This is a genomic window from Arthrobacter sp. MW3 TE3886 (genome assembly GCF_041262145.1).
Taxonomy (GTDB): domain Bacteria; phylum Actinomycetota; class Actinomycetes; order Actinomycetales; family Micrococcaceae; genus Arthrobacter.
This window is the reverse complement of the sequence record NZ_JBGCAN010000001.1, coordinates 907,839-934,384: the sequence shown is the minus strand read 5'-3', so window position 1 is coordinate 934,384 and position 26,546 is coordinate 907,839. Positions and strand designations below refer to the sequence as shown.

The 26,546-nt window shown below is 64.9% G+C and carries 11 protein-coding genes and 3 rRNA genes; 3 read left to right on the top strand and 11 right to left on the bottom strand.

All coding sequences use genetic code 11. The annotated features are described in order from the left end of the window. Positions 1-12: 12 nt before the first annotated feature. From ABH915_RS04310 to ABH915_RS04295, 4 genes are all read right to left on the bottom strand, one after another. The gene (locus ABH915_RS04310; RefSeq protein WP_370118159.1) at positions 13-2,115 is read right to left on the bottom strand and encodes a glycoside hydrolase family 13 protein; all 2,103 of its coding nucleotides are present in this window, start codon (positions 2,113-2,115) and stop codon (positions 13-15) included. 2 nt (positions 2,116-2,117) lie between these two features. Beyond that, positions 2,118-3,134 (bottom strand): sugar ABC transporter permease, encoded by a 1,017-nt coding sequence (locus tag ABH915_RS04305; protein WP_370118156.1) that lies wholly within the window; start codon positions 3,132-3,134, stop codon positions 2,118-2,120. After that, a complete protein-coding gene (locus tag ABH915_RS04300; RefSeq protein WP_370118154.1) occupies positions 3,131-4,780 on the bottom strand; it encodes an ABC transporter permease subunit in 1,650 nt (549 codons plus the stop codon). Before ABH915_RS04300 ends, ABH915_RS04305 begins: the two co-directional genes overlap by 4 nt. Positions 4,781-4,908: 128 nt before the next feature. Continuing rightward, positions 4,909-6,207, bottom strand: coding sequence for a maltose ABC transporter substrate-binding protein (locus ABH915_RS04295; protein WP_018775857.1), 1,299 nt, complete (start codon positions 6,205-6,207; stop codon positions 4,909-4,911). 373 nt (positions 6,208-6,580) lie between these two features. Here ABH915_RS04295 and ABH915_RS04290 point away from each other — a divergent pair, with 373 nt between their 5' ends. Next, positions 6,581-8,335 carry a glycoside hydrolase family 13 protein gene (locus ABH915_RS04290; protein WP_370124931.1) on the top strand — a complete coding sequence of 585 codons (1,755 nt, stop codon included), beginning with the start codon at positions 6,581-6,583 and terminating at the stop codon, positions 8,333-8,335. 2 nt (positions 8,336-8,337) lie between these two features. Further along, positions 8,338-9,372: a LacI family DNA-binding transcriptional regulator gene (locus ABH915_RS04285; protein WP_018775859.1), complete on the top strand. Its 1,035-nt coding sequence runs from the start codon at positions 8,338-8,340 to the stop codon at positions 9,370-9,372. 98 nt (positions 9,373-9,470) lie between these two features. On the opposite strand, the gene ABH915_RS04280 is transcribed toward ABH915_RS04285, so the two are convergent. The 7 genes from ABH915_RS04280 to ABH915_RS04250 all read right to left on the bottom strand — a co-directional run bounded on the left by ABH915_RS04280 (position 9,471) and on the right by ABH915_RS04250 (position 23,768). After that, positions 9,471-9,977 (bottom strand): SRPBCC domain-containing protein, encoded by a 507-nt coding sequence (locus tag ABH915_RS04280; RefSeq protein ID WP_370118149.1) that lies wholly within the window; start codon positions 9,975-9,977, stop codon positions 9,471-9,473. Positions 9,978-10,102: 125 nt separating this feature from the next. Beyond that, positions 10,103-10,219: ribosomal RNA gene (gene rrf / locus ABH915_RS04275) — 5S ribosomal RNA — on the bottom strand. A 205-nt stretch (positions 10,220-10,424) separates the two neighbouring features. Beyond that, positions 10,425-13,570, bottom strand: a 23S ribosomal RNA gene (locus ABH915_RS04270). 566 nt (positions 13,571-14,136) lie between these two features. Next, positions 14,137-15,663, bottom strand: a 16S ribosomal RNA gene (locus tag ABH915_RS04265). Together the 16S, 23S and 5S rRNA genes form the textbook arrangement of a ribosomal RNA operon. Positions 15,664-16,142: 479 nt before the next feature. Beyond that, positions 16,143-19,892 carry a 1,4-alpha-glucan branching enzyme gene (locus ABH915_RS04260; protein WP_026539160.1) on the bottom strand — a complete coding sequence of 1,250 codons (3,750 nt, stop codon included), beginning with the start codon at positions 19,890-19,892 and terminating at the stop codon, positions 16,143-16,145. Position 19,893: 1 nt separating this feature from the next. Next, complete coding sequence (treS, locus tag ABH915_RS04255; RefSeq protein ID WP_018774200.1) at positions 19,894-21,690, bottom strand: maltose alpha-D-glucosyltransferase; 1,797 nt, start codon at positions 21,688-21,690, stop codon at positions 19,894-19,896. A 5-nt stretch (positions 21,691-21,695) separates the two neighbouring features. Then, positions 21,696-23,768 (bottom strand): alpha-1,4-glucan--maltose-1-phosphate maltosyltransferase, encoded by a 2,073-nt coding sequence (locus ABH915_RS04250; RefSeq protein ID WP_370118145.1) that lies wholly within the window; start codon positions 23,766-23,768, stop codon positions 21,696-21,698. A gap of 150 nt (positions 23,769-23,918) precedes the next feature. Here ABH915_RS04250 and glgP point away from each other — a divergent pair, with 150 nt between their 5' ends. Further along, the gene (glgP, locus tag ABH915_RS04245) at positions 23,919-26,537 is read left to right on the top strand and encodes an alpha-glucan family phosphorylase (protein ID WP_370118142.1); all 2,619 of its coding nucleotides are present in this window, start codon (positions 23,919-23,921) and stop codon (positions 26,535-26,537) included. The last annotated feature ends 9 nt before the right edge of the window (positions 26,538-26,546 follow it).

Genomic DNA, 26,546 nt, shown 5'->3' with positions numbered 1-26,546 from the left:
CCGGATCCCAGTCTATGTCCGCGGGACGGGCACGCGGGTCCCGGGCAACACCCACGCGGCGGCCGCCGGCCCTCGGGTGCAGATCAGGGCGGTTCCGCCGGCGTCCTCCGACCTGATCTGCCCGCCCGGTTGCCCCGGCGACGGGATCAGTGCCACGTCGACGTCGGCCGTCGCGTAGGCCGGCCGCCCGGCAAGGGCAGCCAGCTGGGCCGCCGCGAGTGTTCCGGGCTCCAGTTTCACTTCGGCGGCCGCCCGGGCCACTACCACCAGCACGGAGCTCCGCGCGGTTTCGCGAACAAACGCCAGGGCATCCCCGCGGGCGTGCAGCCACCGCACACCGCCGCCGGTGAGCGCGGGCTGTTCCCGGCGCAGTGTGCTGAGCGCCGTGTAATCCGCCCGGAGGTCGCTGAGGATGCGGCCGGGGTCGTTCCAGGGCATGGGCGTGCGGGAGGACTCCCCGTTGTCGCCTTTGAGGCCGAACTCGTCCCCGGCGAACACCACGGGAACCCCCGGCAGGGTGAACATCAGCAGCGCGCCGAGCCGCTGGCCGCCGTCGATCATCACCGTGGCGGCGCGTGCGGTGTCGTGACTGTTCAGGGCGTTCATGTTCTGCTGCCGGACGTCCCAGCTGAACGCGGCGGCGAGGTCCAGATGGGTGGCCAGGAAATCCTCGGCGGCGGTCCGGTTCGGCCCCGGCAGCGGGGTTCCGAAGAAGTTGACGTGTCCGGCGTCGCCGGCCAGCCAGGACCACAGTGGCCGGGTGAAGTTGGAGTAGGTCATGGCGCCGTGCCAGTGCTCGCCGCTGAAGTCAGGGGCGGCATCGTTGGTGGCCTCGGCGAGCAGCGCCGCGTCCGGGTTGATCGAACGGACCCGGCCCGCGATCAGGCGGGCGACGTCCTGGTTGAGATCGGTGCCGCCGAGCCGGCCGGTCATATTGCCGACGTCGATCCGCCATCCGTCGAGGTTGAACGGCGGCCGGAGCCAGCGTGCCACGGGGGAATCGTCGTCCAGGACGAATTTCTCGCGCAGGCCCTGAGACGACCAGTTCAGTTTGGGCAGGGATCTGACGCCGTACCAGGACTCGTATTCCGTGTGCTCCGCGTTGAAGTAGTAGTATCCGGACTCCTCAGAGGCCGGGTCGGCCAGGGCCCGTCGGAACCATTCGTGGGCATCGCCGGAATGGTTGGCCGTGAGGTCGCCCATCACGCGCAGGCCGCGCGCGTGGGCGGCTTCGACGAGTTCCACGAGGGCCTCGTCCCCGCCCAGCAGCGGATCCACGCAACTGAAGGTGGCGGCGTCGTAGCGGTGGTTGGAACGGGCCGGGAAGAACGGCGTCAGGTAGATGACATCGGCCCCGAGCTGCTGGATGTGGTCCAGCCGCTCGGTGATGCCGCGGAGGTCCCCGCCGTAGTACTGGTACGGGGTCTGCGGGCCGGAGCCGTCCACCTCAGTGGAGTCCCAGTTGCACGGCACGGCCCAGTCCGGAGCGGGGCGCTCCGGGACCGGACCTGACGCGGACAGGTTTTCTGCGGACAGGTTTTGCGCCGGCAGGTTTTGCGCCGGCAGGTTTTGCGACGGCAGGTCTTGCGCCGAAAGCGCGGAGCGGGCGAAGCGGTCCGGGAAGATCTGGTACATCGTTCCCCGGCGCAGCCATTCAGGTGCGGGCCGGAAGGTCGTGATCCGGAAGTCGGCGTAGTCGGACACATCCCGGCTGAATAACCCCTGCGCGTTCAGGCTCCAGTACCGCAGGCTGCCGGCGGTCCCGGCTGCCCCGACCCCGCCGGCTGCCGTGGCCCCGCCGTTTGCGGCCCCGCCCGTGGCGGCACCGCTGGCGTCCGGGACTTCCAGCAGGAACCGGTACCGGGCCACCGGGTTGGTCGCCACGGTGGCAGCCTCCCACCAGGCCCAGCCGTCGGCCTCGCCCAGGGGCCGGGCGGGGTCGTAGCGGGGTTCGCCGTCGTGGATGGACCGCAGCCAGACCCGGGCGGCCCGCCCCCAGACGGCGGGGACGCGGAGCCGCAGGCGGAGCTCCGCCCCCTGCTCGACGTGCCCGGGCGCGTAAAGGGCCGAGCCGTCATGGTGCGGAAGCGGGCCCGCGCTGCCCGGCAGCTCCATGCCTAGCCCTTCACCGAGCCCTGGGTGAGGCCGCTGACGATATAGCGTTGCAAGTACAGGAACAAAGCCATCACGGGGACGGCGGACAGCACCGCCCCGGCGGCAAAGACGCCCCAGTTTTCCGAGCGCTGCTGCGCTACAAAGGAGTACAGCCCGACGGCGAGGGTCTGGCTGTCCGGGTCCGTGAGCACAACGGAAGCGATTACGAACTCGCCGGAGATGGCGATGAACGTCAGCAGGCCCACCACGGCCAGGATCGGGGTGACGAGCCGCATGATGATGCCGAAGAAGATCTGCGCGTGGCTGGCGCCGTCGATCTTGGCCGCCTCGTCCAGGGACTGCGGCACGGTGTTGAAGAAGCCGTACATGAGGTAGGTGTTCACGCCCAGGGCCCCGCCGAGGTACACCATGATCAGGCCCAGCTGGCTGCCCAGCCCAAGGGCCGGGATGACCTCGGAAATCCCGCTCAGCAGCAGGAAGATGGCCACAACGGCGAGCAGTTGCGGGAACATCTGCAGCAGCAGCAGGCTCAGCAGGCCAATCCGGCGCCCGGTGAAGCGCATTCGGGAGAACGCGTACGCCGCCATGGCGCCCAGGAACACGGTGGACGCAGAGGTCACGCCGCCCACCACCATGGTGTTGACGAACCAGCGCGCGAAGGGGCGCGAGGGGTTGTTCAGCAGTTCGGTGAAGTTGCCGAAGTCGATCCGGCTGAACAAGGCGTTGGATCCCACCAATGTGCCGGTGGAGTTGAAGGCCGCGGAAAGCACATACAGCAGCGGGAAGACCGCAAAGATGGTGACGACGATCCCCACCAGGTGCCGCCAGCCCTTGTCCTTGAGCCAGGCGCCGAAGGACTTGCGCCGCCGGAGGACCTTGGGCCCGCCGGCGGTGTCGCCGGTGCCGTTGCGGGGTCCGGCACCGTCCCTGTCGCGTGCTTCTTCGGCCGTCCGGTCGCCGGAGGCAAGGCGCTGCGGCTGGTCAGTGGTGGAGACGACGCGTGCTGCGGGCCCGTTCATGAGTTCACTTCCTCAAGTGCCTTGGTCTGCTTGAAGCTGATGGCCGAAACAGTGGCCACGATGATGAAGATGATGATCGCCAGGGCGCTGGCCAGGCCGTAGTCACGGCCGGTGCCCTGCCCGAACGCCACCTTGTAGACGAGCGTGATCAGGATGTCTGTGGCCCCGATGTCCCGGTCCGTGTCCGCGAACCGCGGGCCGCCGCCGGTGAGCATGAAGATCACATTGAAGTTGTTGAAGTTGAAGGCGAAGGATGAGATCAGCAGCGGCGCGATCGAGACCAGCAGGAGCGGCAGTTTGATGGAGCGGAACACCCGCCAGGGGCCGGCGCCGTCCATCCTGGCCGCCTCGTCCAACTCCGTGGGCAGGGACTGCAGGGCCCCGGTGCAGACGAGGAACATGTACGGGAAGCCGAGCCAGAGGTTGACCACCAGCACGCTGATCTTGGCCAGGACCGGGTCCGTCAGCCAGCCGATCGTGGCCCCGCCCAGCAGGGTCTGGTTGAGCCAGCCGAACTGCGGGTTCAGGATGCCGGACCACACCAGTCCGGACAGGAATGCCGGGAAGGCGTAGGGCAGGATCATGAGGATCCGGTAGATCTTCTTGCCTCGCAGGTCCTCGCGGTTGAACGTGATCGCCAGGAACAGTCCCAGGGCGAAGGTCAGCGCCACCGAGGCGACGGCGAAGGTGAAGGTCCACAGGATGACGCCCAGCAGCGGGCCGCGGAGGCTCGGATCGGTGAAGGCGCGCGCGAAGTTCTCCATGCCGACGTCGATCTTCCAGCCCGTAGTCAGCGTCTCTCCGCTGTCCGTGGCGAACGCTCCCTTGCCGTTGTCCCGGTAGACGGAACCGGTGTCCGTGTCCGTGAAGGTGCCGGCGTCGGCGTCGTACTTCAGGGCCGGCTTGAACTGGTAAGCGGAGCTGCCGTCAGCGGTCCGCAGGGTACCGTCAGCGGGATCGGCGGAGACCGGAACGGTGATGCCCAGGATCTGCTGCTGGTTTGCGACGATCTCCTGGAAGTTCAGGGTCCGGTAGCCTGCCAGGGCGTTGGCCTTGCCGGTGGAGTCCGTTCCCGCGCCGGAGACCTGTTCCAACGGCGTGCCGGTGCTCCCCAGTGAGGTCTTGCCGTCCGGGTCCGTGAACAGCAGGTAGAAGGAGCCGTCCTTGGACAGCACGGCTGCCTTGTAGGCCGGCGAGTCAGGGACCCGCTTCTGCGCCGTGAGCTGGATGGCCGCGATCGCGTCATCCTTGGTGCTGTTGTGCCCGTCGCCGTAGTTGGTGAAGGCAATGTAGCCGCTGAAGAGCACCACGAACACCTGGAACACGAGCAGGAACAGCACGCCGGGCGCGAGATACTTCGCCGGCAGCCCGCCCTTGCGCAGGTAGATCCAGTTGATCGCTGCCACGACGACGGCGGAAACAGCCAGCGCGCCCCAGGACTGGCTGAGGAACAGCATCATGAGCACGTAGACGGCGACGGCATCCACGATGCCCAGCAGGACGATCTTGGCGATCGTTCCCTTGGTGGTATCGGGGCCGAAGGTTCGGCGGCGGGAGCCGTTTCGTTTCCGGGAGGGGGTCCTGGCGGGGCCGCCGGGAGCTGCAGGGGCGGAATCGCCGGCCTGGCGGAGTTCGGTGTCTGTCATGGATGTGTTCGGTCCTCGGAAGAAAGCTGGGGTGGTGCAGGAACGGGCCGGGCGGCATGCTCTGCCGCCCGGCCCGGGCTGTGCGGTGCCGCGGACCCTCAACGGGATCCGCTGGAACCGCGCGAGGGCTAACCCGCGATCTTGGCCTTGATGCTGGCGGCCATCTTGGCCCAGTCAGCGGCGGGATCGCCCTGGCCCTTGATGAGGGCGAGCTCGGTGGCTCCCCAGTCAGCCCAGACGGCACTCATTTCCGGGATGGCCGGCATCGGGACGCCGGCGGCGCCGATCTTGCCGAAGGCTGCCACGACCGGATCGCTGGCGGCCTTCTCGAACGAGGCCTTCAGGGCCGGCGGACGGCCTCCGGCCTTGTACATGGAGTCCTGTGCTGCCTCGGTGGTGAGGTAGTTGGTGACGAACTCGTTGGTGGCCAGGGCGTTGGCGCTCTTGGCGCTGATGAAGAAGCCGTTGACGCCGATGAACGGCTGGGCGGGCTTGTCGCCGGCGGTGGGCAGCTCGTCGACAGCGAACTTGATGCCCTTCTTCTGCACGTCCGGCACGTTCCACGGGCCGGTCAGGTAGTACGGGGACTCGCCGGCCAGGAACTTCTCCTTGGCGATGTCGCCGGTGATGTTGGAGTTGATGATCTTCTCTCCGGCGTCGCCCCAGGCGGCCAGCTTCTTGGCGAACGCGACGCCGGCGGCGTCGCCGATCAGGAGCTGCTTGGGATCGTAGCCGCCGTCGGCAGCCTTGCCGAAGACCTCCGAGCCCATGGAGGACTGCAGCGGGTACAGGTGGTAGGGGTCGCCCTGCTTCGGGTCCATGCCCACCAGGAACGGGAATTTCGCTTTGCCGTCGGCCACGGCCTTCTTGCCGTTGGCGATGACCTCATCCAGGGTCTTGGCACTCTGGGGCACGAGGTCCGTGTTGCGCAGCAGGGCGATGTTCTCGATCGCGTACGGAACACCGTAGACGGAGCCGTTGTAGGTCATGGCCTTGACGGCGGAGTCCTGGAACCCGGCCTTCTTGTCACCGAGCTCCACGGGCGCGATCACGCCGTTCTGGACGAACTTGCCGACCCAGTCGTGCGGACCGACGATAAGGTCCGGGCCCTTGCCGGTGGGGACCTGGGTGATGAAGTCGTCGCGGACTGCGGCGAAGTCCTTGACCACGAGCTTGACCGCGATGCCGGTATCGGCCTGGAATTTGGCCGTGATGTCCTTCAGCGCGGGTGAACGCTCGGCATCGACCCACATGGTGATCGTGCTGGCCCCGGAAGCCTTCAGGTCCGGCTTGGCCGTCGCGGTGGCCGGCGCGGTGGCTGCGGCGCCGCCGCAAGCGCTGAGGGCCAGCGCGGCCACTACGGAGATCGCGCCTGCGGTGAATACCCGCCGGCTCGTCCCGTTCGTGAGGGTGTTCTGCACCTTCATTGGTGTCCCTTTCATAAAATCCTGCATCCACGCGTAAGGCCCTGGAATTCCATTCCAGAGCCCCGTGGCATCGTCGGTGATGTGGCTCACAGCTGCAAGCGCTTCCAAAGTACATGCTCGGCGGCGCTTTGAAAAGTCAGGCTACCGGCCGGTAGTGGGACCAGCCTCCTGCGGCTGGGGTGCGACGCGCCACGATCCGTCGCTCAGGTTTCTAGCTGTCGTCGGCCGTCAGGCCGCACTCCCCTCCCGCGATAATCCAATTGCTGGCCAAACACGCGGGCTGGAATGTGGCTGGAAGCGTTTTCATTTTGGGTGCGCGGGACTTACCATTACGGTCATGTCCGTAGATGCAGCTCTCTTCTCCCCCGCCGCGATGGCCGGCACCCCCACCGGTCCCCTGACGGGCCCGTTGACCCCGGTGCACGCCGCTGACCACCTTCCCGGCTGGTGGCGTTCCGCCGTCATTTACCAGGTGTATCCGCGTTCGTTCCGGGACCTGAACGGCGACGGCGTCGGCGACCTCGCCGGTATCACGGCCGAGCTGCCTCGCCTCGCCGAACTCGACATCGACGCCGTCTGGCTGTCCCCGTTCTACCGGTCACCCCAGCGTGACGCCGGCTACGACGTCAGCGACTACTGCGACGTCGACCCCCTGTTCGGCACGCTGGACGATTTCGACACCATGATGGCCGAGGCCATCCGGCTGGGGCTGCGGATGATCGTTGACCTGGTGCCCAACCACTGCTCGGACCAGCACCCGGCTTTCCAGGCCGCCCTCGCCGCGCCGGCCGGCAGTCCCGAACGGGACATGTTCATTTTCCGCGACGGCCGCGGCACGTTCGGCGAGGAGCCGCCGAACAACTGGCAGTCCCACTTTGGCGGTTCGGCCTGGACCCGGATCACCGAACCCGACGGCGCGCCGGGCCAGTGGTACCTGCACCTGTTCGATTCCTCCCAGCCGGACTTCAACTGGGACAACCGCGCCGTTCACGAGGAATTCGAGCGCGTCCTGCGCTTCTGGCTCGAACGCGGGGTCTCCGGGTTCCGGGTGGACGTGGCGCATGCCCTCGTCAAGGCCCCCGGCCTGCCCGAGTGGGGCGGCCGCGCCGACGGCAACAGCTGCGACGGATTCCCCGGACACGACGCACCGATGTTCGGACAGCCCGCACTTCATGAGATCTACCGCCAGTGGCGGCGGATTCTTGCGGAGTACGGCCCCGACCGGATCCTCTGTGCCGAGGCTAATGTGGACCCGCTTCCCCGGCTGGCCGATTGGGTCCGTCCGGATGAAATGCACCAGGCCTTCAACTTCCCCTACCTTCACGCAGGACTTGACGTGCACCGCATGCGCAACGTCATCACCGAGTCGCTGACGGCGCTGGACGCCGTCGGTGCCCCCAGCACCTGGGTGCTCTCCAACCACGACGTCGTCCGCCACGCCACCCGTTTCGGGTACACGGGTCAGGCGCCGCGTGACGGCGACGGAATCGGCACCTGGGATCCGCAGCCGGATGAGGACCTCGGACGGTCCCGGGCGGCTGCCGCGTCCATGTTCATGCTGGGACTGCCCGGCGGCGCCTACCTCTACCAGGGCGAGGAACTCGGTCTCCCAGACGGGATCGACATCCCGGACACCCGGCGGCAGGACCCCACCTTTGCCCGCACCGGCGGTGAGCGGCTTGGCCGCGACGGCTGCCGGGTCCCGCTGCCCTGGCGGGCTGGCGAGCTCCATGCCGGGTTCGGCGACGGGCAGGACCCCTGGCTGCCGCAGCCGGACAGCTTTGCCGGACTTGCGCGTGATCTGCAGGCCGCGTCGCCATCGTCGCATCTGAGCCTCTACAAGCGGATGCTGGATCTCCGGCGCGGGCTGGAACTCGGCCACGGCTCGCTGTCCTGGTACGAGGACCTCTGCACGGACACGAGCCTGGCCTTCCTCAACGGGACCACGCTGGTGCTGCTCAACACGGGATCCGAACCCCTGGACATGCCGGCCGGACGGGTGCTGTTGCGAAGCTCGACGAGGCCCGGGTCCGGCTACGCCACGGAGGACATGTCCAGCACCGGTGATCAGTTAAGCTCAGGTGAAACAGTTTGGCTGGAAACCTACATAGAGGACACGGAGGGGTAGAAATGCCCGGCATCAAGGACGTCGCGGAACGGGCCGGCCTCTCCATCGCTACCGTTTCGCGCGCCTTGAGCGGCAAGGGCAACGTCTCGCCGAGGAGCCGGGAGCGTGCCCGGGCCGCCGCCGCCGAGCTCGGATTCGTCCTGTCCTACCACGCCTCGAGCCTGGCCTCTGGACGCAACCACAACGTCGGCGTCGTTGTGCCCTCGGTCCACCGGTGGTTCTTTTCCTCGGTCGTCGAAGGCGTCTCGGCGACGCTGCTGGATGCCGGCTACGACCTCACGCTGTACAACGTCAGCGAGGGGCAGGAGCGCCGTCACAGCGTGCTGAACGACTTCCTGCTCCGCAAACGCGTGGATGCCGTCATCGCGGTGTCTTTGGAGCTCTCCGAAGCGGAGATTGACCAACTGCTGGCCATCCACCGCCCAATCGTGGGAATCGGCGGTCCGTTGCCCGGGGCGTCGACAATCCGCATCAATGATTCCGGCATCGCGGAGGCCGCGGCCCGGCACCTGATCCAGCTTGGTCACAGCCGGATCGCCCACATGACCGGGGACGCCGCCTACGAACAAGACTTCCGCCTGCCCGGGACGCGTCAGGCCGGCTTCAAGAAAGCCATGCGCGATGCGGGACTGGCGGTCCGGCCGGAGTGGCAGGTCTCCGCCGATTTCACGATTCAAGGCGCATATGCCAGTGCCCGCCAACTGCTCGGTGGATCGCCGGAGCGTCCGACGGCCGTCTTTGCCGCCTCGGACGAAATGGCGATCGGCACGATCCTCGCCGCCCGGGACTTCGGCCTGCGGGTGCCGCAGGATCTCTCTGTCATCGGCATCGACGGCCACGAGCTGGGTGAGGTCTTCGGACTGACCACGATCGACCAGGACGCTCGGGGGCAGGGCGCGTTGGCCGTCAGGCGTCTGCTGGCGGGACTCAACGGCGACGCTGACTCATCGGCGGCGGACTCCGAATACCCTACACAGTTCGTGATCCGTTCCAGCACTGCCGTTCCGCCGGTAGACCAGGCACCACTGCGGGGCTAAGGTCCGCGCCAGCCGTCCCGGAACGGCCGCCGGCCTGAGCGCCAGCCTGAGCGCCAGCCTTAATGCCTGATGGTACGGGCGCGCCGGTCTCAGGACGTTCAGGGGTTGGGGCCGACCGCGCCGGCACCACCCATGAACCGAACGAAGCGGTCCAGGACGGCGGGCCAGCCTGCCGCGTACTCTGCCCGGGCCGCAGCGGGGTCCTCGGCGCCTTCCCAACCGCTGTGAACCAGGCGGAGCTCTGTCCCTTCGCCCACCGCCCTGAACGCCACCCGGAGTTCGGTGGACCACATGGCAGTGGTTCCGGGGTGCCAGCTGGCGTGGAAGGAGAGCGGCGGCTGCCAGTCGTCAATCGATCCCCACACCGCCGTCCTGCCGTCATCCGAGGACTCCATGATCAGGTTCTCCTCGAACTCGACATAGGAGCCCGCGCCGTAGACGCTGTGGTCCTCGAGCGGCCACCAGAGGTGCGTGTGTTCCGTAAATCCCATGAAGGCCCGGGCGACTGCGCCCGGCACCACGACGCTGACGACGACGGGATCGAGTTCGTCCGCCGCTGCGGGCTCCGGTGCGCCGGACGGGGCATGGCTGAAGAGGTTATCCATGGGCAACAACTCTACCCGCGTGGCCTTCTTCCCCGGATCCTGGCCTGGACTCGGCAGCGGCCTAAAGGGGGTTTAAATGCGGGAGGACCCCAACCTGGTGGTTGGGGTCCTCGACCTGAATGGTGTTCCGGCGGTGACCTACTCTCCCACACCCTCCCGGGTGCAGTACCATCGGCGCTGTGGGTCTTAGCTTCCGGGTTCGGGATGGGACCGGGCGTTTCCCCCACGCTATGACCGCCGTAACCCTTGCTCCGCCACGCACCCGTGTGTTGGGGGTGGGGAAAACTAGTGGTTACAACATCTGTGGTGTTGTTATTTGGTTGTGGTTTTGTTCCTCAAGCAACGGGTTTGTTGTTTGGGAACCACATAGTGGACGCAAGCAGTCTTGTTTCTTTGTACCACCCCTGGGTGCAAACCCCTTTTGAAGGTGGGTTTGCGGGGTGGTGTGTGGTGTAAGTTATCGGCCTATTAGTACCGGTCAGCTTCACGAGTCGTTAGTCCTCGCTTCCACATCCGGCCTATCAACCCAGTGGTCTGGCTGGGGGCCTCTCACACGCAAGGTGTATGGAAATCTCATCTCGAAGCGAGCTTCCCGCTTAGATGCTTTCAGCGGTTATCCCATCCGAACGTAGCTAATCAGCGGTGCACTTGGCAGTACAACTGACACACCAGAGGTTCGTCCGTCCCGGTCCTCTCGTACTAAGGACAGCCCTTCTCAAATTTCCTGCGCGCGCAGCGGATAGGGACCGAACTGTCTCACGACGTTCTAAACCCAGCTCGCGTACCGCTTTAATGGGCGAACAGCCCAACCCTTGGGACCTACTCCAGCCCCAGGATGCGACGAGCCGACATCGAGGTGCCAAACCATGCCGTCGATATGGACTCTTGGGCAAGATCAGCCTGTTATCCCCGAGGTACCTTTTATCCGTTGAGCGACGGCCATTCCACAATGTACCGCCGGATCACTAGTCCCGACTTTCGTCCCTGCTCGAGATGTCTCTCTCACAGTCAAGCTCCCTTGTGCACTTACACTCGACACCTGATTGCCAACCAGGCTGAGGGAACCTTTGGGCGCCTCCGTTACTTTTTAGGAGGCAACCGCCCCAGTTAAACTACCCATCAGGCACTGTCCCTGACCCGGATTACGGGCCGAAGTTAGATGTCCAAAGTGACCAGAGTGGTATTTCAACGATGACTCCACCCGAACTGGCGTCCGGGCTTCAACGTCTCCCACCTATCCTACACAAGCCACTCCGAACACCAATACCAAACTATAGTAAAGGTCTCGGGGTCTTTCCGTCCTGCTGCGCGTAACGAGCATCTTTACTCGTACTGCAATTTCGCCGAGTTTATGGTTGAGACAGCGGGGAAGTCGTTACTCCATTCGTGCAGGTCGGAACTTACCCGACAAGGAATTTCGCTACCTTAGGATGGTTATAGTTACCACCGCCGTTTACTGGGGCTTAAATTCTCAGCTTCGCCTTGCGGCTAACCGGTCCTCTTAACCTTCCAGCACCGGGCAGGAGTCAGTCCGTATACATCGTCTTGCGACTTCGCACGGACCTGTGTTTTTAGTAAACAGTCGCTTCCCCCTGGTCTCTGCGGCCCCGATCCCCTCCCACCAGCAAGTGGTGTTCAAGGTTGGGGCCCCCCTTCTCCCGAAGTTACGGGGGCATTTTGCCGAGTTCCTTAACCATAATTCTCTCGATCGCCTTAGTATTCTCTACCTGATCACCTGTGTCGGTTTGGGGTACGGGCGGCTAAAACCTCGCGTCGATGCTTTTCTCGGCAGCATAGGATCACCGAATCCCCCCATACGGGGGTCCCGTCAGATCTCAGGCATCATGAACGGCGGATTTGCCTACCGTTCGCCCTACATCCTTAGACCGGGACAACCATCGCCCGGCTCGGCTACCTTCCTGCGTCACACCTGTTAATACGCTTGCCTCCCAGGATCAGGTCCCGCGCTCCACCAAAACCCTTCCACCACAAGGGCGGTCAGGCAGGTTTCGGGCGGTTAGTATCCCCTGTTCAGCATGGGCGGTTTTTCGCCGGTACGGGAATATCAACCCGTTGTCCATCGACTACGCCTGTCGGCCTCGCCTTAGGTCCCGACTTACCCAGGGCAGATTAGCTTGACCCTGGAACCCTTGATCATCCGGCGGACGGGTTTCTCACCCGTCTTTCGCTACTCATGCCTGCATTCTCACTCGTGTAGGCTCCACCGCTGGTTTCCACCGCGACTTCACTGCCCACACGACGCTCCCCTACCACTCCAGACGCCTGAACCAACCCCACAAGGGAGCGGCTGGGCTATTGTCTGAAATCCACAACTTCGGCGGTGTACTTGAGCCCCGCTACATTGTCGGCGCGGAATCACTTGACCAGTGAGCTATTACGCACTCTTTTAAGGATGGCTGCTTCTAAGCCAACCTCCTGGTTGTCTTCGCAACTCCACATCCTTTCCCACTTAGCACACGCTTAGGGGCCTTAGTTGGTGGTCTGGGCTGTTTCCCTCTCGACTATGAAGCTTATCCCCCACAGTCTCACTGCTGCGCTCTCACTTACCGGCATTCGGAGTTTGGCTGACGTCAGTAACCTTGTAGGGCCCATTAGCCATCCAGTAGCTCTACCTCCGGTAAGAAACACGCAACGCTGCACCTAAATGCATTTCGGGGAGAACCAGCTATCACGAAGTTTGATTGGCCTTTCACCCCTACCCACAGCTCATCCCCTCCATTTTCAACTGAAGTGGGTTCGGTCCTCCACGACGTCTTACCGTCGCTTCAACCTGGCCATGGGTAGATCACTTCGCTTCGGGTCTAGATCACGCCACTGCAACGCCCTATTCAGACTCGCTTTCGCTACGGCTTCCCCACACGGGTTAACCTCGCGACGTAACACTAACTCGCAGGCTCATTCTTCAAAAGGCACGCCGTCACCCCTACACAGCAAGCTGCGGAGGCTCCGACGGATTGTAAGCACACGGTTTCAGGTACTGTTTCACTCCCCTCCCGGGGTACTTTTCACCTTTCCCTCACGGTACTGGTCCGCTATCGGTCATTAGGGAGTATTTAGGCTTATCAGGTGGTCCTGACAGATTCGCACGGGATTTCTCGGGCCCCGTGCTACTTGGGATACTTCACCAGGCGGTGCACAACATTTCGGTTACGGGGCTCACACCCTCTACGGCCGGCCTTTCAAGACCGTTCACCTATGCCAGCACTCTCACCTTCCCAGCCCGGCAGAGCTGGAGTGGGAAGTCCCACAACCCCGACCATGCAACGCCCGCCGGCTATCACACATGGAACGGTTTAGCCTGATCCGCGTTCGCTCGCCACTACTGACGGAATCACTATTGTTTTCTCTTCCTGCGGGTACTGAGATGTTTCACTTCCCCGCGTTCCCTCCACGCACCCTATGTGTTCAGATGCGGGTCACCAGGCAGCTCGCGCCCCTGGCGGGGTTTCCCCATTCGGACACCCTGGGATCACAGTCCGGTTATCGACTCCCCCAGGCTTATCGCAGATTCCTACGTCCTTCTTCGGCTCCTAATGCCAAGGCATCCACCGTGTGCTCTTAAAAACTTGACCACAAAAGATCAAGGAGTAATTTTCGAGAGAACCACAGAAACCACACCATCACCACAGCAACACCCAAAAGGGCACCACCGCAGCAACAGCACAGATCCAGGTTCATATTCTTGGAAATTGCTTCTTATAAAAGATGCTCGCGTCCACTATGTAGTTCTCAAACAACAACCCCGTACCACACACCCCACACACACAACCCCAAGGGGCCGAAACATGCATGCTCGGTGCAGCCAGGAAACCAGAAACACAAGTCCCACACCCCGCACCCCGCGCACCCTCCCCGAAGGGAAGAGAACGCGGCCCGCAGGCCATGGTCCTGTTGTCTCAGGACCCAACAGTGTGCCAAACACTAAACCGCTGATCCCCTCTCCCGCACCGTTCCAGGACCACCGCCGCAAAGGGCGGGTGTCCGTACTGGGTGCCGGCGAAGAACCGGCGGCCGCTATTTGTTGATATTCCACCCGTGAGCACCCGCCGCAGAACTAGCGTCTGCGCAACGGGCGTACTCCTGACAACCCCACCACACGGACATAACGCCCGGCGAGGTGGTTGTAGGTGCTCCTTAGAAAGGAGGTGATCCAGCCGCACCTTCCGGTACGGCTACCTTGTTACGACTTAGTCCCAATCGCCAGTCCCACCTTCGACAGCTCCCTCCCACAAGGGGTTAGGCCACCGGCTTCGGGTGTTACCAACTTTCGTGACTTGACGGGCGGTGTGTACAAGGCCCGGGAACGTATTCACCGCAGCGTTGCTGATCTGCGATTACTAGCGACTCCGACTTCATGGGGTCGAGTTGCAGACCCCAATCCGAACTGAGACCGGCTTTTTGGGATTAGCTCCACCTCACAGTATCGCAACCCTTTGTACCGGCCATTGTAGCATGCGTGAAGCCCAAGACATAAGGGGCATGATGATTTGACGTCGTCCCCACCTTCCTCCGAGTTGACCCCGGCAGTCTCCCATGAGTCCCCGCCATTACGCGCTGGCAACATGGAACGAGGGTTGCGCTCGTTGCGGGACTTAACCCAACATCTCACGACACGAGCTGACGACAACCATGCACCACCTGTGAACCGGCCCCAAAGGGGAAGGACTGTTTCCAGCCCGGTCCGGCCCATGTCAAGCCTTGGTAAGGTTCTTCGCGTTGCATCGAATTAATCCGCATGCTCCGCCGCTTGTGCGGGCCCCCGTCAATTCCTTTGAGTTTTAGCCTTGCGGCCGTACTCCCCAGGCGGGGCACTTAATGCGTTAGCTACGGCGCGGAAAACGTGGAATGTCCCCCACACCTAGTGCCCAACGTTTACGGCATGGACTACCAGGGTATCTAATCCTGTTCGCTCCCCATGCTTTCGCTCCTCAGCGTCAGTTAATGCCCAGAGACCTGCCTTCGCCATCGGTGTTCCTCCTGATATCTGCGCATTTCACCGCTACACCAGGAATTCCAGTCTCCCCTACATCACTCTAGTCTGCCCGTACCCACCGCAGATCCGGAGTTGAGCCCCGGACTTTCACGGCAGACGCGACAAACCGCCTACGAGCTCTTTACGCCCAATAATTCCGGATAACGCTTGCGCCCTACGTATTACCGCGGCTGCTGGCACGTAGTTAGCCGGCGCTTCTTCTGCAGGTACCGTCACTTTCGCTTCTTCCCTACTGAAAGAGGTTTACAACCCGAAGGCCGTCATCCCTCACGCGGCGTCGCTGCATCAGGCTTGCGCCCATTGTGCAATATTCCCCACTGCTGCCTCCCGTAGGAGTCTGGGCCGTGTCTCAGTCCCAGTGTGGCCGGTCACCCTCTCAGGCCGGCTACCCGTCGTCGCCTTGGTGAGCCATTACCTCACCAACAAGCTGATAGGCCGCGAGTCCATCCAAAACCACAATAAAGCTTTCCACCCCCCACCATGCGATGAGGAGTCATATCCGGTATTAGACCCAGTTTCCCAGGCTTATCCCAGAGTTAAGGGCAGGTTACTCACGTGTTACTCACCCGTTCGCCACTAATCCCCGGTGCAAGCACCGGATCATCGTTCGACTTGCATGTGTTAAGCACGCCGCCAGCGTTCATCCTGAGCCAGGATCAAACTCTCCGTTGAAGTAAAACAGACACAACATGCGCCCCCGGGAAAACGGGACACACACGCTGCACAAAATTTGAAACCAGCCAAATAACACCAGACCACACCACGGGGTGGCGGGCCCGGCAAATTCAACCAATTCAATACAATAAATTGGTATCAACAAACTTGGCACACTATTGAGTTCTCAAACAACAGACACACCCGGCACCACCACAACCATTTCGGTCGAGGATCGCTCCGGAGCAACTTTTCAAACTTACCCGGCCGCTTCACCCTAGTCAAATCGGCGATCCAAACTCAGTCTTGCCATTGGCTTCTGGGTCTTGGTGGCCGTTCAACTCCGGGGAGCAGCGCGGAAATAAACTCTACCACCACTTGGCCCGGCTGACAAAGCCGCCCTGAAGGCGGTGCAGAAAAGCCCGGAATCAAGGGGATTCCGGGCCTCTCGCAGACACCCCTCGACGCGCGCCCGGTGAGGTGTCCGGGCGTTGCGCCTAGCCCAGCGGCTTGAAGTACGCGGCCCCGAGCGGAGGCAGGGTGACGGTAAGCATGGCCGGCTGTCCGTCCAGGCCTTCCTTCGTCGCGATCAGGGTTCCGGTGTTCTCCACCCCGGAACCGCCGTAGGTGGCGGCGTCGGTGTTGAGCACTTCCTGCCACTCACCGGCCGACGGGACACCGAGGAGGTAGTCCGTGTGCGGGCCGCCGGAGAAGTTCACGGCGCAGACCAGCGGGTTGCCGTCGGCGTCGCGGCGGATGAACGTCAGCACGTTGCGGTCGGAGTCTCCCCCGTTGATCCATTGGAAACCTTCGGGCTGGTTGTCCTGCTCGTACAGCGCCGGCGTGGAACGGTACAGCTCATTGAGGTCCTTGGTCAGGAGCTGCATGCCGTTGTGCGCCGGGATGTCCGCGAGCCACCAGTCCAGGCCATACTGCTCCGACCACTCCGCTTCCTGGCCGAATTCGGTGCCCATGAAGATCAGCTGCTTGCCCGGGTGGGCCCACTGATATCCCAGGAACGCGCGTAGGTTTGCCAGTTGCTGCCACCGGTCCCCGGGCATCTTGCGCAGCATGGAGCCCTTGCCGTGCACAACTTCATCGTGGCTGATCGGCAGCAGGAAGTTTTCGGTGAAGGCGTAGACCATGGAGAACGTGATGGTGCCGTGGTGCCACCGCCGGTTGTACGGGTCCTCGGCCATGTACTTGAGCGAGTCGTGCATCCAGCCCATGTTCCATTTGAGGCCGAAGCCCAGGCCGCCGCCGCTCGTGGGCGCCGTGACGCCCGGGAATGCGGTGGATTCCTCGGCGATCATGACCGCGCCGGGGTGGGTTTTGTAGACCGTGGCGTTGACCTCCTGGAGGAAGGAGATCGCTTCGAGGTTTTCGCGGCCGCCAAAACGGTTTGGCTGCCACTGGCCCTCTTCGCGGGAGTAGTCGAGGTAGAGCATGGAGGCGACCGCGTCCACGCGGAGCCCGTCGATGTGGAACTCATCGAGCCAGTACAGCGCGTTGGCAACCAGAAAGTTGCGCACCTCCCTGCGGCCGAAGTCGAAGATCAGTGTTCCCCAGTCCGGGTGTTCGCCCAGGTTCGGATCGGCGTGCTCGTACAGGGCTTCGCCGTCAAACCGGGCCAGGGCCCACTCGTCCTTGGGGAAGTGCGCCGGGACCCAGTCCAGGAGGACGCCGATCCCGGCTTGGTGGAGTTCGTCGACGAGGTGGCGGAATTCGTCCGGGTGCCCGAAGCGCGAGGTCGGCGCGAAGTACGAGGTGACCTGGTAGCCCCACGAGCCGCCGAAGGGGTGCTCGGCCACGGGCATGAACTCCACGTGGGTGAAGCCGAGCCACTTGACGTATTCCACGAGTTCCTTGGCCAGTTCGCGGTAACCCAGCCCCACCTTCCAGGAGCCGAGGTGGACCTCGTAGACGCTCATGGCCGAGTTGTGCGGATCGCGGGCGGCGCGGGCCTGCATCCACTCGGCATCCTTGAAGACATACGAGGGCTCCACCACCCGGGATGCCGTCAGCGGCGGGACCTCGGTGCCGAAGGCCAGCGGGTCCGCCTTTTCCACCCAGTATCCGTGCCGGGTCCTGAGTTCAAACTTGTAGCACGCCCCTGCTACAACCCCTGGGATGAAGACTTCCCACACACCGGTGGAACCGAGGGAGCGCATGGAGTGTTCGCGGCCGTCCCAGCCGTTGAAGTCACCCTTGACGCGCACTGCCTGCGCATTCGGGGCCCAGACGGCGAAGGACACGCCGTCGACGTCGCCCAGCGAGGACTTGTAGTGCTGCACATGCGCGCCCAGCACATCCCACAGGCGCTCGTGCCGGCCCTCACCGATCAGGTGCAGGTCCACTTCACCGACGGTCGGCAGGTAACGGTAGGGGTCGTCCATGACCTGGGGCTCGTGGTCCTTGTAGGTCACCTCGAGCCGGTAGTCCGGCACATGGCCGCGCTCGAGCGGCTCCATCACGGCCACCCAGACGCCGCTCGCTTCGTGCGTCATGGGCGTCGAGCCTGCGGTCGTCACGACCGACACCGCTTCCGCCAGGTGCTTGACCGTCCGGATGGTGACGTGGCCGTGGTCATCAAGGTGGGCGCCCAGGACCGAGTGGGGCGCGTGGTGTTCGCCGCTGGAGACCCTCGCAAGGGTCTCGCCATCCACAGGCAGTGGCGTGCCCGGCCGATCGATACGTGCTGATCCTGTCATTTTTATACCTTCCGCTGCGGCTTCGGCGGCGACGCCGGAACCTGTACTGCCGAGGAGACGACGCGATGCGTTCACCGGGATGGAGAGCCAGTCCGGCCTGTTCCGTAGTTCGTAGATGACTTCGTAGAGGGCTTTGTCGAGCCACAGCGCCACAAAGAGCGGCGAGTCCCGGTCGATGCTGCCGGGAATGACGTCGGCGTAGCCGGCCAGGAAGGCCTCAGCGCAGTCGTCCACCCAGGTTCCGGGCACCACGGCACCGGGGTTTTCGCGCACGGCGGCGCCGGCGGCGTAGTCGAAGGACCGCAGCATTCCAACAACGTCGCGAAGGGCGACGTCGGGGAAGTTGCGCTCGGAGATGGGGCGCAGGGGCTCGCCCTCGAAGTCGAGGATGGCCCAGCGCGGGGGGACCCCCGGCTCGCCCGGGACCATGCTGCCGGGAACCTGCAGGATCTGCCCGAGATGGAGGTCGCCGTGGATACGCTGGAGCGGCCCTGCACTGGTGCCCTCGAGCCGGCCGAGGAGACCGTCCAGCGCTTCCTCGTAAGGCCCGACGGCCTGGCCGGCCTGGGCCCAGGACTGGCGGACGCGCTCGGCTACTCCCGGCGCGATGTCCTGCCCCGGCGCAGATTCGGCGGCTGTGCCCAGGGCCTCGGCGAGCCTGCGGTGCACGGTGGCCGTCGCCGCGCCCAGCGCGTGGGCTTCGGCAGTGAACCCGATCCCCCGGCTGGCCGCGTCCACGGCGAGCCGCCAGGCATCGAGTCCGCCGGCGAGGAATTCGTGCGCCACAGCAAGCTCGCCGGAGGCGAGACGGACAGTGGCGGGACGGACAGTGGCAGGACCGGCGGTACCGGGCTGGCCCGCTCCGGCTGCAGCCGCCGGCGTCTCCCACTCGCCGGACACCCAGCCCAGGGTGGCCGGAACCTCCGAGGTGTGCCCTGCAGTCAGCGCCGCGCCGATTTCAACCTCGGGATTGTGGCCCTCGGACAGCACCCGGAAGAACTTCACGATGGCGACTGTGCCGCCGTCGTCGTCGTCCACGATCACCGAGCTGTTCGATTGCTCGCCGGAGAGGACCTTGACCTTGCCTGTTCCGGACGGCAGGCGGTAGCCGGACTCCACCAGGTGGCCGGTGGCGTTGCCGGAGGGCGTCGTTCCGCCGTGTCGCATGAGCTCCAGCCAGGCGGCGACGAATGAGGCGTCATGGACGCCGTCGTAGACCCACTGGTGGGCGGCATCAGCGCGGGTGCCGGGCAGTTCGCCGATCAGCGCGCGCTCTGCCCCCGGCAGGGGTTCTGGCCGGAAACTGAGCGGCACCTGGACGACGTCGGTGCGGCTGCCGCCGGGCGTGGGGTAGGACACCGCGAGCAGCAACACCTCGAACGTGGCCGCACCGGCTGCCCCGCCGGCGGGTTCCAGGCGCAGGCCGCCCGCTGGTTCGAAGGTGAACTCGGCGGTCTTGACAGGGAACCACCGCTGGCGCGGCAGCCATGCGCCGAGCAGTCCGCTCAAGGCCGGGGCAAGGGCTGGTCGAGTCATCTCAGCCCTCGATGGACAGGACGGGCATCGCCTGCGTGAACGGGGATGCCGGGTTGGAGGCGGCGGAACGGATCCGCAACCAGAAGAAATCGTGGCTGCCCAGGGTCAGCGTCAGCGTTCCGTCATCGCCGATGGCCGGGAAGGCCTGGCCGCCAAAGACGTCCCGGAGGCCACGGCCGGCGAAGTTCGGCACCCGCAGCGTGGCCGCCACGGGGTGCTGTGAGAGGTTGAAGGCGCAGAGGATGGTCTCGGCGTCCTCGCCGGCGGCGTTGCCTTCCGGGAGTTCACGCAGGTAAGCGAGAACGACGTCGTGGTCAGCCTCCACATGCTTGAATCCGCCAAGCCCGAAGGCGGGGTGGTTCTTGCGGACGCTCAGGATCTGGCGGGTCCAGCGCAGCAGGGACCCCGAATGTGCGGCCTCGGCCTCCACGTTCGCCATGCTGTAGTTGTAGACCAGCGACTGGATCACCGGCAGGTACAGCTTGCCCGGGTCAGCGCTGGAGAACCCGGCGTTCCGGTCCGGGTTCCATTGCATCGGGGTGCGGACCGCGTCACGGTCCTCGAGCCAGATATTGTCCCCCATGCCGATCTCGTCCCCGTAGTACAGGAACGGGCTGCCTGGCAGGGACAGCAGCAGGGCGTTGATCAGCTCGATCTCGGAGCGGGAGTTATCCAGCAGCGGGGCCAGCCGGCGGCGGATGCCGATGTTGGCGCGCATGCGCGGATCCGGCGCGTACCAGCCGAGCATCGCGGCGCGTTCGTCGGAGGTGACCATTTCCAGCGTCAGTTCGTCGTGGTTGCGCAGGAACGTGCCCCACTGGGCGCCCTCGGGAATATCAGGCGTGTCCTTCATCGTCTCGATGATGGGGGACGCCTTCTGGTCCCGCAGCGCGTAGTACAGGCGCGGCATGATCGGGAAGTGGAACGCCATGTGGCACTCGGGTTCCTCTTCGGTGCCGAAGTACTCCACCACTTCGGCGGGCGGCTGGTTGGCCTCGGCGATGATCACGCGGCCCGGGTAGCTTTCATCGACCATCCGGCGCAGCTGGCGGAGGAATTCGTGGGTCTGCGGCAGGTTCTCGCAGTTGGTGCCCTCCTCCTCGAACAGGTACGGGATGGCGTCGGCCCGGAAGCCGTCGATGCCCTGGTCCAGCCAGAACCGCACGACGTCGAAGAGCGCGTCGATGACCTTGGGGTTCTCGAAGTTGAGGTCGGGCTGGTGGCTGAAGAACCGGTGCCAGAAGAACTGCCGGCGGATGGGGTCGAAGGTCCAGTTGGATTCCTCCGTGTCCACGAAGATGATGCGGGCGTCTTCGTACTTCTCGTCCGTGTCGCTCCACACGTAGAAGTCGCCGAACGGACCGTCGGGGTCCTTCCGCGACTCCTGGAACCACGGGTGCTGATCGGACGTGTGGTTCAGCGGAAGGTCGATGATCACCCGGACGCCCCTGGCATGGGCCTCGGCCACGAGCCGTTTGAAGTCGCTGATGGTGCCGAACTCGTCCAGCACGGAATTGTAGTCCGAGATGTCGTAACCGCCGTCGCGCAGCGGTGACTGGAAGAACGGCGGGAGCCAGAGGCAGTCCACCCCGAGCCACTGCAGGTAGTCCAGTTTCTCGATCAGGCCGTGGAAGTCGCCCGAGCCATCTCCGTTGCCGTCGGCGAAGCCCCGGACGAGGACCTCGTAGAAGACCGCCTTGCGGTACCAGAGGGGATCGTGCTGGAGGCCCGGGGCATTCAGTTCGAAGCTCCCCCTCGGGCTGAAGTGCTGGCTCGGGTTCTGCGGGCTGAAACTCACTGGCACTACCTCCGGATGCTAAGAATGTGAACGGGCTCGACGTGCGGGTCCAGGCGGACGTAGTTGTATTCCCCCCATTCCCAACTCTCGCCGGTCAGCAGGTCATCAACCATGAAACGGCCGTTGTGCGTGAAGTTCTCGGGGTCCAGTTCCAGCGCCGGCAGGTCCAGGGACACCGTGCTCTCCCGGGTGCCGTGCGGGTCCACGTTGACGACGATGATCAGGGTGTCCTTGGTCCCGTCCGCGAGGTTCTTGTGCTTGGAGTACACCACGGTGGAGCTGTCCGAGCTCTGGTGCACCGTCAGGTTCTGCAGGTCCCCCAGGGCCGGGTGCGCGCGCCGGATCCCGTTGAGCCGGGTCAGGTACGGGGCCAGGCTACGGCCCGATTCTGCCGCCGCGTCCCAGTCGCGGGATTTGTACTCAAACTTCTCGTTGTCGATGTATTCCTCGGCGCCGGGACGCGCCACGTGTTCGTAGAGCTCAAAGCCGGCGTAGACGCCCCAGATGGGGCTTGCCGTCGCGGCCAGGGCGGCACGGATTTTGAAGGCCGCCGGGCCGCCGAACTGCAGGTATTCGGTAAGGATGTCCGGGGTGTTGACGAAGAAGTTCGGCCGGAAGTAGGCCGCCGATTCGTGGCTGACCTCCTGGAAGTACTTCTCCAGTTCTTCCTTGGTGTTCCGCCAGGTGAAGTAGGTGTAGGACTGCTGGAAGCCGGCCCGGCCAAGGGCGTGCATCATGGCCGGGCGGGTGAACGCCTCGGCGAGGAAGACGACGTCGGGGTGCTTCTTGTTAACCTTGCCGATCAGCCACTCCCAGAACCACACGGGTTTGGTGTGCGGATTGTCCACCCGAAACACCTTGACCCCGTGGCTGACCCAAAGCATCACAACCCGGAGAATTTCGTTGGACAGCCCCGCGGGGTCGTTGTCGAAATTCAGCGGGAAAATATCCTGGTATTTCTTTGGCGGATTCTCCGCGTAGGCAATACTGCCGTCGACGCGCGTGGTGAACCATTCCGGGTGGCTTTGCACCCACGGGTGGTCCGGCGCAGCCTGCAGGGCCAGGTCCAAGGCCACCTCGAGTCCCAGTTCGCCGGCCCGCGCCACGAAGGCGTCGAAGTCCTCGAATGTGCCCAGGTCCGGGTGGATGGCGTCGTGGCCGCCCTCGTGGGATCCGATGGCCCACGGCGAACCGGGATCGTGGGGTCCGGCGATCAGGGTGTTGTTCGGTCCCTTGCGGTGCTGGACGCCGATCGGGTGGATCGGCGGCATGTAGATGATGTCAAAGCCCATGGCGGCGACGGCGTCGAGGCGCTGAGCGGCGGTGCGGAAGGTGCCGGAGGTCCATTCCCCCGTGTCGTGGTTGCGCACGGCGCCTTCGGAGCGCGGGAAGAATTCGTACCAGGCGCCGGACCCGGCAAGCTTTCGCTCCACCAGCAGCGGGTAGGGCTCGGACACCGTCACAAGTTCGCGGATGGGCTGGCGTTCGACGACGGCGGCGACGTCGGCGCCGAAGCCGGCGGCGAGGCGTTCCTCGGGTGTCCGGGAGGTGTCTGAGAGGACGACGACGGCCATCCGCAGCGTCCTGCGGTCACCGGAGGGGCGGGAGGCGTCTTCGGAGGCCTCCGCCAGCAGGGCGGCACCTTCGGACAGCATGAGCTCGACGTCGATGCCGGCCTCCACCTTGACCTCGGCGTTGTGGTGCCATGTGCCGTAGCGGTCGTGCCAGGCCTCGATGACGAAGGACCAGTTGCCGGTGGCGGGCGGGGTCAGGAGGCCTTCCCAGCGGTCCGTGCCCATTCCCCGGGGTCCGCGCGGCGGGGCGAGGCGGACCCGCTGCCGCTCTTTGCCGCGGGGGTCGAGCAGGACGGCGCTGACGCCGAGCTGGTCGTGTCCCTCCCGGAACGCAGTGGCTCCTACGACTATGGTTTGGCCCTCGACTGCTTTGGCGGGAAACTTTCCGCCCTCCACCGAAGGCTGCACGGCGGTGATCGGAAAGCGGCCAAATCGAAGGCCATCCGTGATCAGGGCCTTGGGCTTTTGCTTGGACACGGCGCTGGTTCGCGAGTTATTCGTCACAGCCTCGACGTTATCTACAAAACGGCCAGAATGCTAAGGCCTCGAACGTTTTGCGGAGGTTTCCGGTTCTGGCGGACCGATATTCGTCATTTACCGGAAAGAATCTTAAAGCGGTTCCGGGGCACCGACTTGTCCGTTAGTGTTTCGCTGGTGAAGGCAATCCGCAGATTTACTGTCCGAACCGTTCTTCCGGAGTCGATCCGGCCGCTGGCCCGGCTCGCCACCAATCTCCGGTGGTCCTGGCATCGGCCTACCCGGGAGCTTTTTGAGGGGCTCAACCCCGGGATCTGGGCGGAGAGCGCCCACGACCCCGTGACTTTCCTAGGCCTGGTCAGCCGGGAAGAGCTGCAGCGCCTCGCCGCGGACCAGGACGTGGTGCGGCGTGTGCACGCGGCAGCCGACGACCTCGACCGGTACCTGGAACAGCCGCGCTGGTACCAGAGCCTGGGCGACGGCGCGCCGGCGTGCATCGCGTACTTCTCGCCCGAATTCGGCATCACCGAGGTCCTGCCCCAATACTCGGGCGGCCTGGGCATCCTGGCCGGGGACCACCTGAAAGCAGCCTCGGACCTTGGCGTGCCGCTGATCGGCGTCGGCCTCCTGTACCAGGCCGGCTACTTCAAGCAGTCGCTCTCCCGGGACGCCTGGCAGCAGGAAACGTACCCTGTCCTCGACCCCGACGGGCTGCCCCTGACGCTGCTGCGCGAGGCCTCCCCGGACGGCAACGGCAAACCGGTCCAGATCTCGCTGCCGCTTCCCCAGGGCCGGCGCCTGCTGGCGCACGTGTGGCGGGCCGACGTCGGACGCGTGCCGCTGCTGCTGCTGGATTCCAACGTTCCGGGCAACGACGAAGCCGCCCGCGGCATCACCGACCGCCTCTACGGCGGCGGCGGCGACCACCGGTTGCAGCAGGAACTCCTGCTCGGCATGGGCGGGGTCAAGGCGCTGCGGGAATTCCAGCGGCTCACGGGCGTCCCCGCGCCGGAGGTCTTCCACACCAACGAGGGCCACGCAGGGTTCCTCGGCGTCGAGCGGATCCAGGAACTGATGTCCGGCGCGGCGCCGCTGAGCTGGGACGAAGCCCTGGCCGCCGGGCGGGCGTCCACGGTGTTCACCACCCACACGCCGGTGCCGGCAGGGATCGACCGCTTCGAAATCTCCCAGATTCAGCACTTCTTCGAAGCCGGCCTCGCCCCGGACGTCCCGGTGGCCAAGATCCTGGACCTGGGCCGCGAGGACTTCGCCGACGGCAACCCGTTCGTGTTCAACATGGCCGTGATGGGGCTGCGGCTGGCCCAGCGGGCCAACGGTGTGGCCAAACTGCACGGCGTGGTCTCACGCGGGATGTTCTCCGCCCTCTGGCCGGGCTTCGACCACTCCGAAATCCCCATCACCTCCGTCACCAACGGCGTGCACGTCCCCACCTGGGTGGACCCCCGCATCTCCGCGCTGGCGCGGGACCAGTTCGGCGCCGAGGCGGAGGCGCAGGGCCGGTGGGACCTGGCCTACAACGTCACCGACGAGGACCTCTGGGCGTTGCGGCGCGAGATGCGGGTGTCCCTGGTGGAGGATGTCCGGCGCCGGCTCCGGGCCGCGTGGAAGAAGCGCGGCGCGGCCGACGCCGAGCTGGCGTGGACGGACTCCGTCCTGGACCCGGACATCCTGACGATCGGCTTTGCCCGCCGCGTGCCGACCTACAAGCGGCTGACCCTGATGCTGCGCGACCCGGAACGGCTCAAGGCGCTGCTGCTGCACAAGACGCACCCCATCCAGCTGGTCATCGCCGGGAAGTCGCACCCGGCGGACGACGCCGGCAAGAAGATGATCCAGGACCTCGTCCGGTTCACCGACGACCCCGCCGTCCGGCACCGGATCGCGTTCCTGCCCAACTACGACATCGCCATGGCCCGGACCCTGTTCCCCGGCTGCGATGTGTGGCTGAACAACCCGCTGCGCCCGCTGGAGGCCTGCGGCACGTCCGGCATGAAGGCCGCCCTGAACGGTTCGCTGAACCTCTCGGTCATGGACGGCTGGTGGGATGAGATGTACGACGGCGAGAACGGCTGGGCGATCCCGACCGCCAACAACGATGCCTCCCCGGAAGAACGCGACGACATCGAGGCGGCGGCACTGTACGAGCTGCTCGAAACGCAGGTGGCACCGCGCTTCTACGGCCTGACCGTGTCCGACGCCGCCGGCGCTGCCGGACCGTCCCAGCCCGGCCCGCAGGCGGTTCCCACGCACTGGGTCTCGATGATCAAGCACACCATGTCCCACCTGGGCCCGGCGGTTTCCGCGGAACGGATGCTCCGGGACTACGTCAACGTCCTGTACCGGCCCGCCGCGATCGCGGGACGCCGCGCTGTGGCGGACAACTATGCACAGGCCAAGGCCCTGGCAGCGTGGAGCTCACGGGTCCGGGCCGCGTGGCCGCATATCCAGGTCGAACACGTCGACTCGGTGGGGGTCTCCGAGGATCCGCAGATCGGCGATCTGCTCCAGGTCAACGCGTATGTGGCGCTGCGTGAGCTCTCACCGGAGGACGTCTATGTTGAGGTGGCCTACGGCCGGGCCGAGGACACCGACGAACTGACGGACATCACGGTCGCGGAGCTGAAAGCCGCCGAAGACCTCGGCAAGGGCCGGCACCTCTTCAGCGGCACGCTGGTGATCGACCGTTCGGGGTCCTTCGGCTACACCGTGCGCGTGCTCCCCAAGAACGAGGCGCTGGCCTCCAAGGCGGAACTGGGCCTGATCGTCAACGCCTGACCGTCAACG

Coding starts and splice junctions, on each gene's coding strand:
- ABH915_RS04310 (WP_370118159.1), bottom strand. CDS start 2,115: ATGGAGCTGCCGGGCAGCGCGGGCCCGCTTCCGCACCATGACGGCTCG.
- ABH915_RS04305 (WP_370118156.1), bottom strand. CDS start 3,134: ATGAACGGGCCCGCAGCACGCGTCGTCTCCACCACTGACCAGCCGCAG.
- ABH915_RS04300 (WP_370118154.1), bottom strand. CDS start 4,780: ATGACAGACACCGAACTCCGCCAGGCCGGCGATTCCGCCCCTGCAGCT.
- ABH915_RS04295 (WP_018775857.1), bottom strand. CDS start 6,207: ATGAAGGTGCAGAACACCCTCACGAACGGGACGAGCCGGCGGGTATTC.
- ABH915_RS04290 (WP_370124931.1), top strand. CDS start 6,581: ATGGCCGGCACCCCCACCGGTCCCCTGACGGGCCCGTTGACCCCGGTG.
- ABH915_RS04285 (WP_018775859.1), top strand. CDS start 8,338: ATGCCCGGCATCAAGGACGTCGCGGAACGGGCCGGCCTCTCCATCGCT.
- ABH915_RS04280 (WP_370118149.1), bottom strand. CDS start 9,977: ATGGATAACCTCTTCAGCCATGCCCCGTCCGGCGCACCGGAGCCCGCA.
- ABH915_RS04260 (WP_026539160.1), bottom strand. CDS start 19,892: ATGACTCGACCAGCCCTTGCCCCGGCCTTGAGCGGACTGCTCGGCGCA.